This is a genomic window from Orenia metallireducens, assembly GCF_001693735.1.
In the GTDB taxonomy this organism is placed as follows: domain Bacteria; phylum Bacillota; class Halanaerobiia; order Halobacteroidales; family Halobacteroidaceae; genus Orenia; species Orenia metallireducens.
The window spans coordinates 136,797-153,036 of record NZ_LWDV01000006.1; the positions used below are offsets into that span (position 1 = coordinate 136,797).

General features: G+C 32.6%; 13 protein-coding genes. 2 read left to right on the forward strand and 11 right to left on the reverse strand.

Annotated features, from left to right (window positions below; genetic code table 11):
• Positions 1-70: 70 nt before the first annotated feature.
• From U472_RS01980 to U472_RS02020, 9 genes are all read right to left on the reverse strand, one after another.
• Positions 71-1,441 carry a sucrose-specific PTS transporter subunit IIBC gene (locus U472_RS01980; protein WP_068714996.1) on the reverse strand — a complete coding sequence of 457 codons (1,371 nt, stop codon included), beginning with the start codon at positions 1,439-1,441 and terminating at the stop codon, positions 71-73.
• A gap of 288 nt (positions 1,442-1,729) precedes the next feature.
• Positions 1,730-2,737 (reverse strand): LacI family DNA-binding transcriptional regulator, encoded by a 1,008-nt coding sequence (locus U472_RS01985; RefSeq protein ID WP_068714998.1) that lies wholly within the window; start codon positions 2,735-2,737, stop codon positions 1,730-1,732.
• A 93-nt stretch (positions 2,738-2,830) separates the two neighbouring features.
• Positions 2,831-3,775: an aminoimidazole riboside kinase gene (locus U472_RS01990; protein WP_068715000.1), complete on the reverse strand. Its 945-nt coding sequence runs from the start codon at positions 3,773-3,775 to the stop codon at positions 2,831-2,833.
• Between the two features lie 253 nt (positions 3,776-4,028).
• The gene (locus U472_RS01995) at positions 4,029-4,454 is read right to left on the reverse strand and encodes a PPC domain-containing DNA-binding protein (protein WP_068715002.1); all 426 of its coding nucleotides are present in this window, start codon (positions 4,452-4,454) and stop codon (positions 4,029-4,031) included.
• Between the two features lie 254 nt (positions 4,455-4,708).
• On the reverse strand, positions 4,709-5,998 hold the full coding sequence (locus tag U472_RS02000; protein ID WP_068715004.1) for a glucose-1-phosphate adenylyltransferase: 1,290 nt from the start codon (positions 5,996-5,998) through the stop codon (positions 4,709-4,711).
• 184 nt (positions 5,999-6,182) lie between these two features.
• A complete protein-coding gene (locus tag U472_RS02005) occupies positions 6,183-7,898 on the reverse strand; it encodes a phospho-sugar mutase (protein ID WP_068715300.1) in 1,716 nt (571 codons plus the stop codon).
• A gap of 25 nt (positions 7,899-7,923) precedes the next feature.
• Positions 7,924-9,375 (reverse strand): glycogen synthase GlgA, encoded by a 1,452-nt coding sequence (gene glgA / locus U472_RS02010; RefSeq protein WP_068715006.1) that lies wholly within the window; start codon positions 9,373-9,375, stop codon positions 7,924-7,926.
• Between the two features lie 1,417 nt (positions 9,376-10,792).
• Positions 10,793-11,578 (reverse strand): peptidoglycan editing factor PgeF, encoded by a 786-nt coding sequence (pgeF, locus tag U472_RS02015; RefSeq protein ID WP_245684716.1) that lies wholly within the window; start codon positions 11,576-11,578, stop codon positions 10,793-10,795.
• Positions 11,579-11,744: 166 nt separating this feature from the next.
• Entirely contained in the window at positions 11,745-12,071 is a 327-nt protein-coding gene (locus U472_RS02020; RefSeq protein ID WP_068715010.1) for a spore germination protein GerW family protein, read from the reverse strand.
• 635 nt (positions 12,072-12,706) lie between these two features.
• Here U472_RS02020 and U472_RS16675 point away from each other — a divergent pair.
• Positions 12,707-12,883 (forward strand): hypothetical protein, encoded by a 177-nt coding sequence (locus U472_RS16675; protein ID WP_176714093.1) that lies wholly within the window; start codon positions 12,707-12,709, stop codon positions 12,881-12,883.
• 91 nt (positions 12,884-12,974) lie between these two features.
• Here U472_RS16675 and U472_RS02025 read toward each other — a convergent pair whose 3' ends face one another.
• Together U472_RS02025 and U472_RS02030 are read right to left on the reverse strand one after the other, a co-directional pair.
• On the reverse strand, positions 12,975-14,780 hold the full coding sequence (locus tag U472_RS02025; protein WP_068715012.1) for an ATP-binding protein: 1,806 nt from the start codon (positions 14,778-14,780) through the stop codon (positions 12,975-12,977).
• Positions 14,770-15,462, reverse strand: a complete 693-nt coding sequence (locus U472_RS02030; RefSeq protein WP_068715014.1) for a response regulator transcription factor — start codon at positions 15,460-15,462, stop codon at positions 14,770-14,772. Before U472_RS02030 ends, U472_RS02025 begins: the two co-directional genes overlap by 11 nt.
• A 236-nt stretch (positions 15,463-15,698) precedes the next feature.
• Here U472_RS02030 and U472_RS02035 point away from each other — a divergent pair, with 236 nt between their 5' ends.
• Entirely contained in the window at positions 15,699-16,220 is a 522-nt protein-coding gene (locus tag U472_RS02035; RefSeq protein ID WP_068715016.1) for a D-glycero-alpha-D-manno-heptose-1,7-bisphosphate 7-phosphatase, read from the forward strand.
• The last annotated feature ends 20 nt before the right edge of the window (positions 16,221-16,240 follow it).

The following is a 16,240-nucleotide window of genomic DNA, read 5'->3' on the forward strand; positions in this document are numbered from 1 at the left end:
AATTCCATCCTCAAACTCAAATTCTTAACTTAAATGATAAAGAAGGGGAAATCCCCTTCTTTAAGTTAAATTATTTTTCATCATTAAATCCTATTACCCAAGTTCCAATGAAAGCTCCACCAAAGGCAATAGCAAATCCGATTAAATAGTTAACCAAGTCTCCTTGACCCACAATACTAATAGCTGGAATAGCAGTTAATCCCAATCCAGCAAAGCCTACTTTAGTAAGCACTACATAAGCTCCACCCAAAGCACCACCAATAGCCGCTGCAATAAATGGTTTAACGAATCTTAAGTTAATACCAAAGATAGCAGCCTCAGTAATTCCTAACAAGCAGGATGTTGCAGCAGGTAAAGCAATTGACTTAATTTTAGTACTCTCAGATTTAAAATAAACAGCTAAAGCAGCTCCACCTTGAGCAATATTGGCCATTGACCAGATTGGCAATAAGAAGTTAATTCCAATCTCTTTATTGGCTAATAAACCAGCTTCGATAGCATGGAAACTGTGGTGAATTCCAGTAATTACAATTGAAGAATATACCCCACCAAAAATTAGTCCAGCTAAAGGACCAGCTACATCATAAATACCCATTAATGACATAGAGATACCATCACCTATTAATCTCATAGCAGGACCAATTGCAGCTAAAGAAACAAGTCCAGTAACTAAAATAGTTACAAATGGAGTTACAATAATATCTAAAGCATTAGGTACAACCTTTCTTAAACTTCTTTCAACATATCCCATAAACCATACAGCAACTAAGATCGGTAATACAGTACCTTGATAACCAACCATACCAACATTCATACCAAGCACATCAATAGTTTTCTCTATACCGCCACCTAAAGTCCAAGCATTCTGCAAGGCCGGGTGAATCATAATTCCACCTAACGTAGCAGCCAAGTATGGATTAGCATCAAATTGTTTAGCAGCACTAAAAGCAATTATTACTGGTAAGAAAATAAATGCTGCATTAGAGAACATATCTAACAGAGTAATTAATCCACTACCTGCGTCTACCCAACCATACGTCTTCATCATACCTAACAGACCCATTGATAATCCAGTAGCGACAATCGCAGGAATAATCGGAACAAAAATATTAGATAACAATCTAGCAAAACGTTGAATTGGATTTAAATTTTTCATTGCAGCTTTTTTAGCTTCACCAGTACTTACCTCAGAAACCCCACCTTCTTTAGTCAACTCTGCATAAACCTTATTTACTGCACCCTGACCAATAATGATCTGAAACTGCCCTGAATTAATAAAAGCTCCTTTTACTGCAGAGATACTCTCTACCTTATCTTTATCAGCCTTATCATTATCTTTTAATACTAAACGTAATCTTGTAGCACAATGTGCTGCACTATCAATGTTCTCTTCTCCACCAATAGCTTCTAAAATCTGTTTTGCTATCTCACTATAGTTCATTTTTTCTCCTCCTTAGTTAATTCTGTTTTTTTTAATATTAAAAACAACTAAAAATAATAGATAAGAGGAGCTTATAAACTTATATGTTAACCATAACTTATATAACATCATTCTTATTATCTCCTCTTTTTAATGAAAGCATTCAAACAATTACAAAATAATAAAAACTTATATAAGTTATAATCTTATGCAAATTTATAATTTTAGGAACATCCCCAAAGTTGAAGTTATCTTAGAACAGGTTTTGGGAACGTTCCCAGAATTCTAAAAAATATAAGTATAATATACTTATATTTTTTTTACACTCTTTCTCTCTACTATATGATAATCTATCAGTAATCTACCTTTAAATTTATCTCCATTGATATACTTTAACAAAATCTTAGAAGCTTCTTCTCCAGCCTTAAGATGATCATAATCAATGGTAGTCAACTCTGGAGTAATCCAAGAACTTATATCAGAGTTACCAATTCCTACTACAGATATATCTTCTGGAACTTGATAGCCTTGCTCCTTAAGATATTTAATAGCTCCAATGGCTAAACTATCAGTTACTGCAAATACTGCTGTTGGCAGCTGTTGAGAACTCTCAATTATCTTCTTCATCCCCTCATAGCCCGAGCTAATAGAGAAGTCACCTTTATAGAGATATTCTTCTGGTACTTCAAGGCTATTCTCTCTTAAAGCCTCTTTATAACCCTTCTTTCTTAACTGTCCAACCGCTACATCATACTCTTGAACACCGATATAAGCAATTTGCTGATGCCCATGCTTGATTAGATATTTAACTATATCCTTAGCTGAATTAAAGTCATCGTGAATTACACATGGGAAATCAATAACTTCACTGATATCTTGACCTAATACCACTACTGGTAAATTAATCTTACTTAAGGTCTCAAGGTGCTTTAGTGTAACTTCAGTAGCAAAGAATAGAATTCCACTTACCCTTTTCTCCTTTAATAACTCTAAATATTTAATCTCTTCTTCAGTATCCAATCTAGTGTTTGTCAATAGAAGATTGTAACCATTATCATACATAATATTACTTATGCCTTCTACTGCTGAAGAGATAGTACTTGTATTAATCCTAGGTACTATAACTCCAATACTATTGGTACTATTTTTCTTTAAATCCTTTGCTATAGAGTTAGGAATATATCCTGTTTCTTCTATTACCTGCTGAACCTTCTTTCTAGCTTTATCACTAACATGTTCTGCATCATTAATCACTCTTGAAACAGTAGATTTAGAAACACCAGCTAGTTTAGCTATCTCTTTAATAGTTAGCCCCATATCATTAAACCTCTTTTCGTTTGGGAACGATCCCAAAACTTCTTATAAAAATTATACCTCAAATTAATTTAAAAGTCAACATTTCAAACAAAATTATTTTAATCTCTCTTTAACTTGCTCCAAGGTAGGTAGAGCCGACATAGCCCCTTTTTGTGAAGCTGCTAAAGCTCCAGAGATACTAGCAAATCTAGTAGTACTATTTAAAAATTCCTTGTCCAATTCACTTATCTCTTTATCTGTTTTATTCAAATTATATAAAATTCCTGAGACAAAAGCATCGCCTGCTCCTGTAGTATCCACAGTCTCTACTTTAATAGCAGGTACAAATTCTAATTCATCTTTGTAGTAATAATAAGACCCTTTACTACCAAAGGTAACATAAATTAATGGAATATTATATTCTTCTTTTAATTGCTTAACTCCAAACTCCACATCATCCCTTCCAGTAATGAACTCTAACTCTTCATCAGAAATCTTAAGTATATCAGCCTCACCTAACATAGAAACAATACCTGCTTTTGCACTTTCTGCATCAGCCCAGAGATTTAACCTTAGGTTAGGGTCATAAGATATTATCATCCTATTCTCTTTAGCCTGTTGCACAGCATATTTAGTAGCACTTCGTGCAGGTTCATGAATTAAAGATATAGAACCAAAGTGTAAAATCTTATGCTCTTTAAATATCTCAGGGTCAATATCATCTTGGCTCAAGAAAGTATCAGCACTAGGGTTGATATAAAAGCTAAAGCTCCTCTCACCACTCTTATCTAAAGTCACAAAGACTAGACCTGTTCTAGCTTCATCAGTCAAAAGCATAGAGTCAGTATTGACACCCTTCTCATCTAAAGTCTCTTTTAGAAAATCACCTAATACATCATTTCCTACCTTACCCACAAAGGTTGCTTTTGCTCCTAATTTGCTAAGACCTACTGCCACATTGGCTGGAGCTCCCCCTGGATTCTTCTTAAAACTCATATTATTTTCATCCAAAGGTATAAAATCAATCAATGCCTCTCCTAATGTTATAATCCCTTTCATTGAATACACCTCTTTTTATCATATTTTTTATAGTTTATCCACCTGTTGTTAGTGGTATTACTAAATTCAGTAATGGATAAAAATATAGAAGCTAGAAAAAGATTAAATTATAATTTAATCTATAATTAACTTAGAAAGTTCCTCTTTTCCTAGCTAATGACTCCTTAGCATTAACACCCCGTTTAAAAGACATATGTTTTGGCAACTATTATATAGATTAGATTAATCTTTGTCAAATTTATCTCTAAAAAAGCTACTCATTCCATAATGTTAGACCTGTAGTTTCATCGTAAACTCTTTCTAATGGCTCTCCTTGATATTCTTCTATTATAAATTCACAGGCAAATACCATTGTCCCTTCAGCTAAATGTCCTCCAAAAAGATTACCTTCATCATCACCCAAAGATATATGAGCATGAATCATTACTTCTTCATCTTTGATAGAAATATTCCCCAACAGATTGACAATCTCTAAATGCTTTTCAAATTCTTTAGCTTGATATACCTGCTCATCCTGATTATAATAAGATATCTTAGCTCTCTGCACAGCTCCAATTGCAGAAATTTTTCCTACTTTAATCCCTTTCCCTTTAACTATACTAGTCAACTCCTTTAATAAATCATCTCCTGTATATAGACGCCCTTGATAGATATTTTTGATATTGTATTCCTTCAACATTTATCTAATTACCCCCTCGATTTTAGTTAATTAAATTAAAATATCCCTTTTATTGCCTCTACTATATAATTATTATTGGATAAATTAACTTTTTTAATAGAATAACAAAAATGAATAGGGCTACTAACTATAAAAAATAGTTAGTAGCCAATCATTAATTTATAAATATTCCCCTAAGGCACTTACTTAGCCTAGAAAACTCCCAAAATTCAATAGCTTCCATAACTAAAATTACTAACAGGTCTTCCACTTATTTATCTAGCCAAACCCATCAAATCCGCTTTCTCTCTACCTTTTATTGACCTAACAGTACTACCACTAGGTACATGCTTTCCTTCAAAGTCATCTTCTGAAACTTTCGATAACACTCTACAATTACGTCCAATCTGAGTATTATCTGGTATTCTAGCTTCTTTTCCTATTACATTCAATCCATTGTCTAACAATTCTGGCTTTTCATCATTAGGAGTCATATCATTACCAAAACCAACATGAGAGTTAACACCAATTACTGTATCTTTATCAATTATACATTTAGAGACTATAGAGTTTTTCTTTACTACAGTATTATTTAGAATAACTGAATCTCTAACCACTGCCCCTTCTTCTATTACTACCCCAGGAGAAAGAACAGAATTTTCTACTACACCATTAATTATACAACCATTTGAAACTAAACTCTTTATTGCTTGACCCTTTTCACCAAATTTAACTGGCGGCTTCTCTTCACTTCTAGTGTGTAAATTCCAATTAGAATCATACAGGTTTAATTCTGGTAAAGGATCTGTTAAAGCTAAGTTCGCTTCCCACAGTGCTTTAAGAGTACCAACATCTCTCCAATATCCACCATACTCATAAGCAAAAACCTTATTATTATCAATCATTTCTGGAATAATATGATGTCCAAAATCAGAATTTTCTTGATCACAAAAAGCTTCTAACTTTTCAATTAAAACATCAGCTGTAAATACATAGATCCCCATTGAAGCTAAATTACTTGGTGGATTTTCTGGCTTTTCAACAAAGTCTATAATCTGCATATTATCATTTGGCTCTAAAATTCCAAATTGATGAGCATCTTCCCAAGCTACTCTTTGCGTAGCAATAGTTAAATCAGCTCCTTTTTCTATATGCTGAAAGATCATCTCATCATAATTCATCTTATAAACATGGTCACCAGAAAGGATAATTACATATTTAGGATTATTTCTCTTAATATAAGAGAGATTTTGATAAACGGCATGAGCAGTTCCCTTGTACCAACCACCCTGCTTTCCAGTATAGGGCTGTAGTATAGTTACACCACCTATCCTTCTATCCAAATCCCATGGCTTTCCAATACCTATATGGTCATTTAATGATAATGGCAAATATTGGGTTAGAACACCTACATTAAAAATTCCTGAATTAACACAGTTACTTAAGGCAAAATCTATTAATCTAAACTTTCCAGCAAAAGGAACACTCGGCTTTGCTCTATGCTCAGATAGAATATCAAGTCTTGTTCCTCTACCACCTGCTAAAACTAACGCTAATGTCTTCATCAAATAATCCCCCCCTAGTTTATCTTAATAATTTGAAAGTTAATATAATTATTTATAAATTTAACTCTAAACAAATATACTTTATTTCTTCTAAATTACCACCTTCCTATAGTCATCTAACTTTTGAATAAAATTTAAAGTAAAGTCAAATTGTTTAATGATAAAATAATTATAAATAAGTATATTAATCAATTAGCTCCATTACAGCCTCTTTTAATTTAGCCAATTTATCATCTGCTGCTTGATTGCTATCTACTCTAACAGAGAAGTAGAACTTAACCTTTGGCTCTGTTCCAGATGGTCTAACTGTTACTAAGCTATCATCTTCTAATAAGAATTGTAATACATTAGATTCTGGTAAATCGATAGTTTTTTCTTCTCCATTAACCACATCATATTCCTTACTTACTAAGTAATCCTTGATAACTACTACCTTCTGTCCATTAATCTCTTCTGGACTATCTTCTCTTAAAGATTTAAGTAGGTCAGCAATCTTCTCTTTTCCTTCTTTTCCTGGCATAGTAATTGCTTCCAAATCAGCTTTATAATAACCATACTCTTCATACATTCTCATTAGCTCTTCATAGATTGAGCTCTTTTTAGATTTATAGTAAGCCGCCATCTCTGCAATTAACATAGTAGCTACTATCGCATCCTTATCACGAGCATGAATTCCATATAAGTATCCATAGCTTTCTTCAAATCCAAAGATATACTCTTTATCATACTTACCTTCTTCAAACTCTTTAATCTTTTCACCAATATATTTAAATCCAGTTAATGTATCCATTACATCAAGACCATACTTCTTAGCAATCGGCTTGATCATCTCTGTAGTTACAACAGTTTTAATGACTACACCATTCTCAGGCACCTCTTCTAAAGAGTTTACAATATACTCAGTCAATAGGATTCCAACTTGATTTCCATTTAAGAATACCCATTCTCCCTTAGTATCCTTAACAGCAATACCTACACGATCTGCATCAGGATCAGTTGCCATAATCAACTCTGCACCCTTCTTTTCAGCCAATTCAATCCCTAAATCAAATACTGCTGGCTCCTCTGGATTAGGATAAGATACTGTAGAGAAGTCAGGATCAGGCTTCTCTTGCTCTGCTACTACATGAAGATTCTTAAAGCCTAATTCATCTAAAACTCTCTGTACAGGCATATTTCCTGTTCCATGTAATGGTGTATAAACAATATGTAAGTCATCAGCTACCTCTTTGATAACCTTAGGATTTAAAGATAAATCCTTTAAAGTCTTGATATACTTATCATCCATTTCAGGAGCGATAATCTCAAATAAACCTGCTTGACGAGCCTCTTCTTCAGAGACAGTCTTAACATTATCAAAGCTATCAATAGCATTAACCTCTCCGATAATCCCTTTATCATGGGGTGGCACAACTTGGGCTCCATCTTCCCAGTATACTTTATAACCATTGTACTCTGGCGGATTATGGCTTGCTGTTATCATAATCCCTGCAGTAGCTTTTAGCTCTCTAACTGCAAAAGATAACTCTGGAGTAGGTCGTAAATCATCAAAAAGATAGGCTTTGATTCCATTTGCTGCTAAGACCAAAGCTGCCTCTACTGAAAACTCCCTTGATTTATGTCTAGAATCATGGGAAATAACTACACCTTTAGATTTATCACCATTCTTCTCAATATAGTTAGCCAAACCTTGAGTAGCTTTTCTAATAGTATACTTATTGATTCTATTAGTACCTGCTCCAATAATACCTCTTAAACCACCAGTCCCAAAATCTAAGCTGGTATAAAATCTCTCCTCAATCTCCTTCTCATTGCCAGCTATTGACTTTAACTCTTCTTTTGTCTGCTGATCAAAATAATCATCTTTTAGCCATTTATTATAATTATCCTTATAATTTATCATATTTACCCTCCTCTAATTTTAATTAATCTCTTTTATCCACTAGCTTGAAATATAATTTTACATACTCTTTTGCTGAACTCTCCCAGCTAAAATCACTTTCCATTGCTCTTTTGACCAATTTAGTCCATATCTCTTTCTGCTGATAAAAGCTGATTGCCCTCTTAATCGTATATAACATATCCTGAGCATCATAATATGTAAAGCTGAACCCATTTCCTTCTCCAGTTGCCTCATTATAGGATTGAATAGTATCATTTAAGCCCCCAGTCTCCCTAACAATAGGTATAGTACCATATCTTAAGCTAAATAACTGACTTAAGCCACAAGGCTCATATTTTGATGGCATTAAGAAGATATCACTGCCTGCATATATCTTCTGGGCTAAAGTAGCATCATATTTAATGTTAGCAGATACCTTGTGAGGATAACGCCTTGCTATCTGTCTAAAAAGTTTTTCATATTGATTATTTCCAGTACCTAATATAATCAGTTGGACCTCTTCTGCCATAAATTCATCAATAATACTAGTAATCAAATCTAATCCTTTTTGGTCTACTAGCCTTGAAATCAAACCAATCACAGGAATATCAGCAACTTGGGGTAATCCCAACTCTTCTTGTAACCTTCTTTTATTCTCATACTTTCCTGTTAAATCTTCACTACTATAATTAGCATAAATTCTATCATCGGTCTCAGGGTTATTGTCTTTATAACTGATTCCATTAACAATACCATACAAATCATCACCATTCATTCTCATTACATAGTCTAATCCTTCACCAAATTCAGCAGTTTTAATCTCCTCAGCATAGGTCTTACTTACTGTAGTGATCATATCTGACATTTCAATTCCCATCTTCATATAATTAACACAATCATCATGGCAGACTACTCCCCAATTCCAATATTTATAAGGTAGTCCTAAAGTATCCTCAAGAATCTCTTTACCAAAAACACCTTGATAACGTAGATTATGAATTGTATAGACAGTCTTAATATCTTTATAAAAATCATAAATCTGATAATCTTCTTTTAACATAATGCTCAAAGGACCTGTCTGCCAATCATTACAATGAATAATATCTGGTTTAAAGTCTACCTTTGGTAGCATCTCTAAAACCGCCCGACAAAAATAAGCAAACTGTACATGCTTATCATCATTTTCATATAAGGTCGGTCGATCAAAATAACTCTTATTGTCTATAAAATAATTTATTATTCCATCCCTCTCTAATTTATTGACTCCTACATAGTCATCTCTCCAAACAACTCTTGTTCTAAAATAGAGTACAGGCTCTAATTGGCTTAGGTATTTACTATCTATCTTGCTATATTGAGGCATAACCACTCTTACATCATGCCCTAATTCTTTAATAGCTTGTGGTAAAGAACCTACTACATCAGCAAGACCACCTGTTTTAGCAAAGGGAGCTACCTCTGAAGATACGAATAATACTTTTAATTTTTCTGTCACTATAATTCCTCCTTAATTAAGCTAGCATAATAGAAAAAACTATAAAGTAAAACCTATGATGATTTAACTTTCCTTGATTAATTTTAGGTTATTATACCCTTAAATTGATTTTTTTTCCTGATGAGGTTCAATAAAAAGAATTTCCACATATTGATTCATAATTAAAAATTTGGCGATACTCTTTAACTTGATAATTTTATTAAACAAGTAATTTAAATATCAAAAACAGAAGAATCTATGCAAAAATTCTCGATAACATTTTATTAATATTAATAAGATGTTATTCTTATAATTATTATAATTTTACTTAACAGAATATCAATCTTTTAATCATCTAGAAGATGAAGGATGTAAAATCTCAAATCAAATTCATAATTTTAATTAAAAATTTTAAAATTATAAAAATAATTAATAATACAAAATCTTTTTCTTTGGAGTTAATAGATTGGTCTTTTAAATAAAAGTTCATAGGTAATAACTTTGATTAATTTACGTCCTGAGGAAGGTGTTACCGGAGAAGTCTCTTTGTGTGCATCAAGGACGCTCTATTAGGGGTCTAGTGTATAAGAAAACTAATAGAATTCTTATAGATTAAAGCTAATAGCTATAATTACTATATTGAACTTATTAAATAAAACAGACTATTATTAACTTATACCATTCCCTAATAATCATTATAGGTTATGTACTTAAAAATATAATTATAAGCCAGTAGTATAATACTAGCCTATTTTATTAAATAAAATCTATTTATGGATATTATAACAAAATCTACTTTCTCTTTCAAGCTTTTTCTCTTTTGTTGAGGAAAAAAATATACTTATTCCTTGAAGTCCTATCGACTGAGATTTATCCACTTTAATTATTATAAAATTAAATACTTATCGTAGATTACAATAAAAAATTACCAAACAAAGATATTAGACAATAAATTATTATAGATCAATAAATTATCCTTCTACTTTAAAAGTATATCGATAATTATGCTCAACAACTATTAACTTTATATTAATATAATGTAAAATTTAATTTAATTTTATAACAAAGTAATTAATCGTAAATATAATCTGGTTATCATCATTCTCGAACAACTTAAATTATAGTCATCAAACTTTAGAATTAAATTCAAATATGACGCTATATATAGATATTACGACACTTTTATAGTTAAAAATCAAGTTCAAGACCTCACACCTCACCCCTTAATCCCCCTACGAGTAATACAGTTCAATTACTCTTCGTACACAACCAGTCTCTCCTTGACTAATGAGAGGGGAAACCCTTTCTCTTTTACTTTTCTCCCTTCTCCTAAGAGTAGGAGAAGGGTTGGGGATGAGGTGTGAAAAGTGTCGCAATATACCCATTAAGTTTTACTTTAAAATTGGATACCTATAAAATAGGATAAAGACCCTATTTACTATAATAACTTGATCATACTCGCCATTCTCCCAGTCTTACCCTGATCTCGCCGATAAGAGAAAAATAGCTCTGAATTGCAACAAGTACATAACTCACTTTGGATAATATTCTTAGGTTTTATCCCTATCTCTTCTAACTGAATTTGATTGGCTAAAGGCATATTTAATCTCCAGCGACCCTCTCCATCCTCTTCAATAAGTTCTTGCCAATTTTTAAAATTCTCTTTTAATGGCTCCACAACTCTAGAATCTACTTGGTAACAACACTGACCAATAGCAGGACCAATCCCAACTAAGACATCCCGTGGATTCGTTTGATATACTTCTTTCATCTTTAGAATAGTCTTTTGTGCTATCTTTAGTACTGTACCTTTCCATCCTGCATGGGCCAAACCGATAGCTTGTTTGACTGGATCTAAGATTAAAATCGGAGTACAATCAGCATAATAAGATGTCAATAAGATTTCAGGCTCATTAGTAATTAATGCATCAGTATCCTCAATAGCACTCTCATAATCTAAAGCACCCTTCCCTTTATCTTGGGCACTAACTACCCTAATCTGATCGCTATGTATCTGCTTTCCTGCTACCAATTCTTTAGAATTATAGGTTAATATCTCCGAAATCAATCTCCTATTCTCCAATATATCTCCCTTTTTATCAGCAACATGAAGCCCCAAATTCAATTGGGCATACTCCTCTTGGCTAACCCCACCTATCTTAGTAGTAAATAGATGTTCCACTAAACCAGTCGCTTCAAACTCTTCAATAATATAATATTTCAATCCAGATTTCTCTTTTAACTTAAAAATTTCAATCTACCCCTTTCTTTATAAAAATATTTAATATGGTTTAACATTAAAGATAATTAGTTCTATCTATATTCAGGCAGTAACAAATATGATGTGTAATAAGTTAGAAAATTTTTTAATCCTTAACTGCCACCTGTTACTAAATCACCTCAATATTCTCCTCCTCTTTTAATTCATCTAAAGTCCCAAGTATCCTAGGAAGCCTCTCTTTAATTTTATCAAAAGAGTAATTATCTACAAGGGGTAATAGGGAAACCTCTTTATCTTGGTTGATTATAATCAAAGCCTTAGGATTTAAATAAGCCCCACCTCCACCACTCTTACTACTTCCTATTCCAAAACCTATCATAGTATCAATTATTGGAATAAAGGTCATACCATCTATCTGATAAGGTGCCCCAATAATCTCATAATTCTTTATCATATCCTCTAACTTGCTTAAAGTCTCTTTCTGCTTTGAAAACATTCTTCTTTTCCCCCTTACTATTTATAAGTTTCCATCTTAAAATAAAGTTTAAACAACCGATACAATTAATAGATATTACGACACTTTTATAGTTAAAAATCAAGTTCAAAACCTCACACTTCACCCCTTAATCCCCCTACGAGTAATACAGTTCAATTACTCTTCGTACACAACCAGTCTCTCCTTAACTAATGAGAGGGGAAACCCTTTCTCTTTTACTTTTCTCCCTTCTCCTAAGAGTAGGAGAAGGGTTGAAGATGAGGTGTGAAAAGTGTCGCAATATACCCATTAACTTCTACTATCTATTTAGATTAAATTTGAACATACATAAATATTATTCTACTCTAGTTCAATTTATTTATGAGAAGTATATAAAAAAAGCAATATCTCTTGCACTTTAATCTAATGAATTGATTTTATCCCTCCAACCATTGAATAATTCATCTTTACTCATTCTATCAGCTAGATATTCTATAAAGTCATTAGAGAAAAATCTATATAAAATATAATCAGTATCTTTATCTAGCTCAACTTATCACCTATTACTTTCCATTTTTATCTATATTATATTAGTCTTAGTTTAGAGAATAAACTAATTTAAGGTTGGATAAATTATATTATTAGGAGGGGATTTAATGGGTAAAAAGCTAGAATTTAATAAAGATAAGATGGAAGTTGCTAAAGAGATGGCAGATATCCAATCAAAAAGAGTTCTAGAAAAGGTAGATGCCTTTGAAATGAATGAGCATCGTAAAGACCCTAAAGGTGTTCCTCCTGTTCAAAGAAATGATTTAAAAATTGGCACTAAATAAAGAAAGTCGGGCTCTAAAAAGAGCCCGACTTTCTTTATTTAAATCTATTTAATATATATAAAGTAGAAATCTACTTAAATTAAAGTCTTGATTATAAGGTTACAATAAACTCACTTCCTACCCCCTCTTTACTATCAACATCGACCTCTCCTTCTAATCCCTCAACAATCTCCTTAACTATCGCTAACCCTAAACCAGTCCCTTCTTCTTCAGGAGTTCTAGCCCTATCAACTTGATGAAATCTCTCCCAGATATAAGGTAATTCAGATTTTGAAATACCGATACCATTATCAATTACTCTAAGCTTAATTCTATCTTCATCCTCTACTTTAATTTTAATCTTTCCATCTTTAGGTGTGAATTTTATAGCATTACTCAATAAATTAACTAATACCTCTTCTAACTTATCTTGATCACTCTTTATTATTAATTCTGGATTACCTTCTACACTGACGTTTCTATCCTCTAACTTTCTCTCTAGATTTCTGACCACTTTATTGACTAAATCTAACAGCTTAAACTTCTCTAAATTAAATTCAATCTGTCCAGACTGTAACCGGGCTAAATTTAAAATTTCTTGCACAAGTCTAGTCATCCGATTGGTCTCAGATAATACCCTTGTTAAATATTCACTCTGTAATTGTACTTCATCAACAATTCCATCTAAGATAGCCTCTAAATAACCACGAATTGCTGTTAATGGTGTCTTCAATTCATGGGATACATTAGCAACAAATAGTCTTCTCATCTCATCTAGCTTTCTAACTTCAGTAACATCTCTAACCAAGATTATAATTCCCCACAGCTTGCTATTTCTCTCTCTGATAGGAGCTGCATGGGCTACAATAATCTTATCATCCCAAGAGAATTCCTCTTTTAGCTCCTGTTCTGTTATTAAGACCTCATCTATTAATCCCATTAATTTTTGATTAACAAATCCAATAAAACTTTTACCAATAATCTCTTCATTCATTTCAAAAATCTCTTTAAATCTAGGGTTAGCCAAAAGAATCTTCTTATCACTACCAACACCTAAAACTCCTTCTGCCATGCTTGTGAGCATCTCATGCATTCTCTGCTTTTCTCTACTTAACTCTTCTATATTTGCTTCTAATTTATTTGATAGATAATTAAAGCTCTTTCCTAACTCACCAATCTCATCCTTTGGTAGATTATCTATCTGAACCTGATAATCTCCTCTAGCCATCTTCTGTGCCTGCCGCTTCATCTCTAATATAGGGCGAGTAATCCCTTTTGAGATAAAGTAACCCAAAATTAATGCCAATAAGACAGCTATCAGAGTTACTCGTAAGGTTAAATTTCTCACCTTAATTACTGTCTCCTGTAAGCCACTTAGCGGAGAGATTAAAAACAAAGCCATCCTCTTATTAGAAGTATATAAAGGAATTCCAACACCAATAATCGGTTGCTTTAACATCTCTATTTCTCCACGAAAGCTTGTCCGTTTACCAGATAAGACCTTCTCCAACTCTTCTTGAAAGTTCATAATTCTTTTGGACATATCTTTACTTAAATTTGGGTGCATCCTATTATGCATCATCGGTCCATGCATTCTATTCATCCCAGGCCTTCTCATCATCCCTCTCATTTGCATACCTTGATTGATTATCTCACCCTCTTGGTCAATTACTATCAAACTAGTATCAAGTAACTTCTCTAAACTACCTAAGAAGTTATCAACTTTATTATAATGATTATAATCACCTTGTTTGATTAACCTAACAGCCATCTCCCCTTTTCTTAAAAGCTCTATCTCCTTTGCTTTAAAGAAATAATCCTCTAAATAATTGGGAAGAATAATAAGAAGAGACAATAAAATCAGCACTGGAATTAATAGATAACTCCCCATAATCTTACTAAAGAGGTTATTGAACATCTTCTTGCACCTCAAATTTATAGCCAACTCCCCAAACAGTCTTGATATAACCTAATTTTAACTTATCTCTTAACCAATTAATATGGACATCTACAGTTCTCATATCACCATAATAGTCTATCCCCCAAACTCTATCACATAACTGCTCTCTTTCAAAGACTTGTTTAGGGTGCTTAGCTAAGAGTAATAATAGCTGATACTCTTTTGGTGATAAATCTATCACACTTCCATCTACTTCTACCCGTCTCTCCTTGGAATCGATAATCAATCTAGGATAAGAGATTAATTCATCTACATCTTTTGTCTTCTTAGTTTTTGATACTCTCTTTAAGATGACCTTAACTCTAGCCAATACTTCTCGTGGACTAAAGGGTTTAGTCACATAATCATCTGCTCCAATCTCTAAACCTAAAATCCGGTCAAACTCCTCCTCTTTAGCCGACAATAAGATAATAGGAATATCATTATCTTTTCTTAAAATCTTTACTACTTCAAGACCATCTATCTTAGGCATCATAATATCTAGAATAACCAAATCAGGATTAGCTTCTTCTACTTTCGAAATTGCCTCTTCACCATCTTTGGCAATTAATACATTAAACTTTTCCTTTTTTAGGTATAGACTTAGAATCTCAAGCACATTCTTATCATCATCGACGATTAAAATCCTTTTATCCTCCATCTATATTCACCTCACATTGAGTTTCAGTTTGAAATTGAACTTAAGTATGAGTTTAAATAATTAAGCTCTTACTTATACTTAAACTTATTACCAGTATATCATATATATATTAAGAAAATATTAAGAATAAAGCTAAGTATAAGTTTTATTTTCAGCTAAATTAAATAATTTACTACTCATATTAAAATAAGAAGAGAACTAAATATTATACAAGAAAGAAAAAAGGAGTGATAATATTGAATAAAGCTGTATTTTTAGACCGTGATGGCGTTATCAACCGTTATGATTCACCTGTTAATAAACCAGAAGATTTAGAGCTATACCCTTGGACTGCTAAGGCAATCAAAAGATTAAATAAAAAAGGGTACAAGGTCTTTGTAGTTACAAATCAAGGTGGCATCGAGTGTGGTTACTTTAGTGAGGCTGATTTAAGTGAGATTCATCAGCATTTAGTAGCTACTTTAAAAGAGGAAGATGCCCATATCGATGATATAGAATATTGCCCTCACTTCAATTCAGAATGTGAGTGCCGTAAGCCTAAACCAGGGATGATAATGAAATTAGCAGATAAATATGACATCAATCTAGGAAACTCCTTTATGGTAGGTGACCGCAACTCCGATATAGAGGCTGGTAATAAAGCAGGTTGTAGAACTATCAAATTAGGTAGTAAGTACCCAGCTGCCGATTATTCTGTAGAAAACCTAGAAGATGCAGTAGAGATTATAGTCAATGCTCAAGAATTGATTTATATTTAAGTTTAAGTCTAAATATAAGT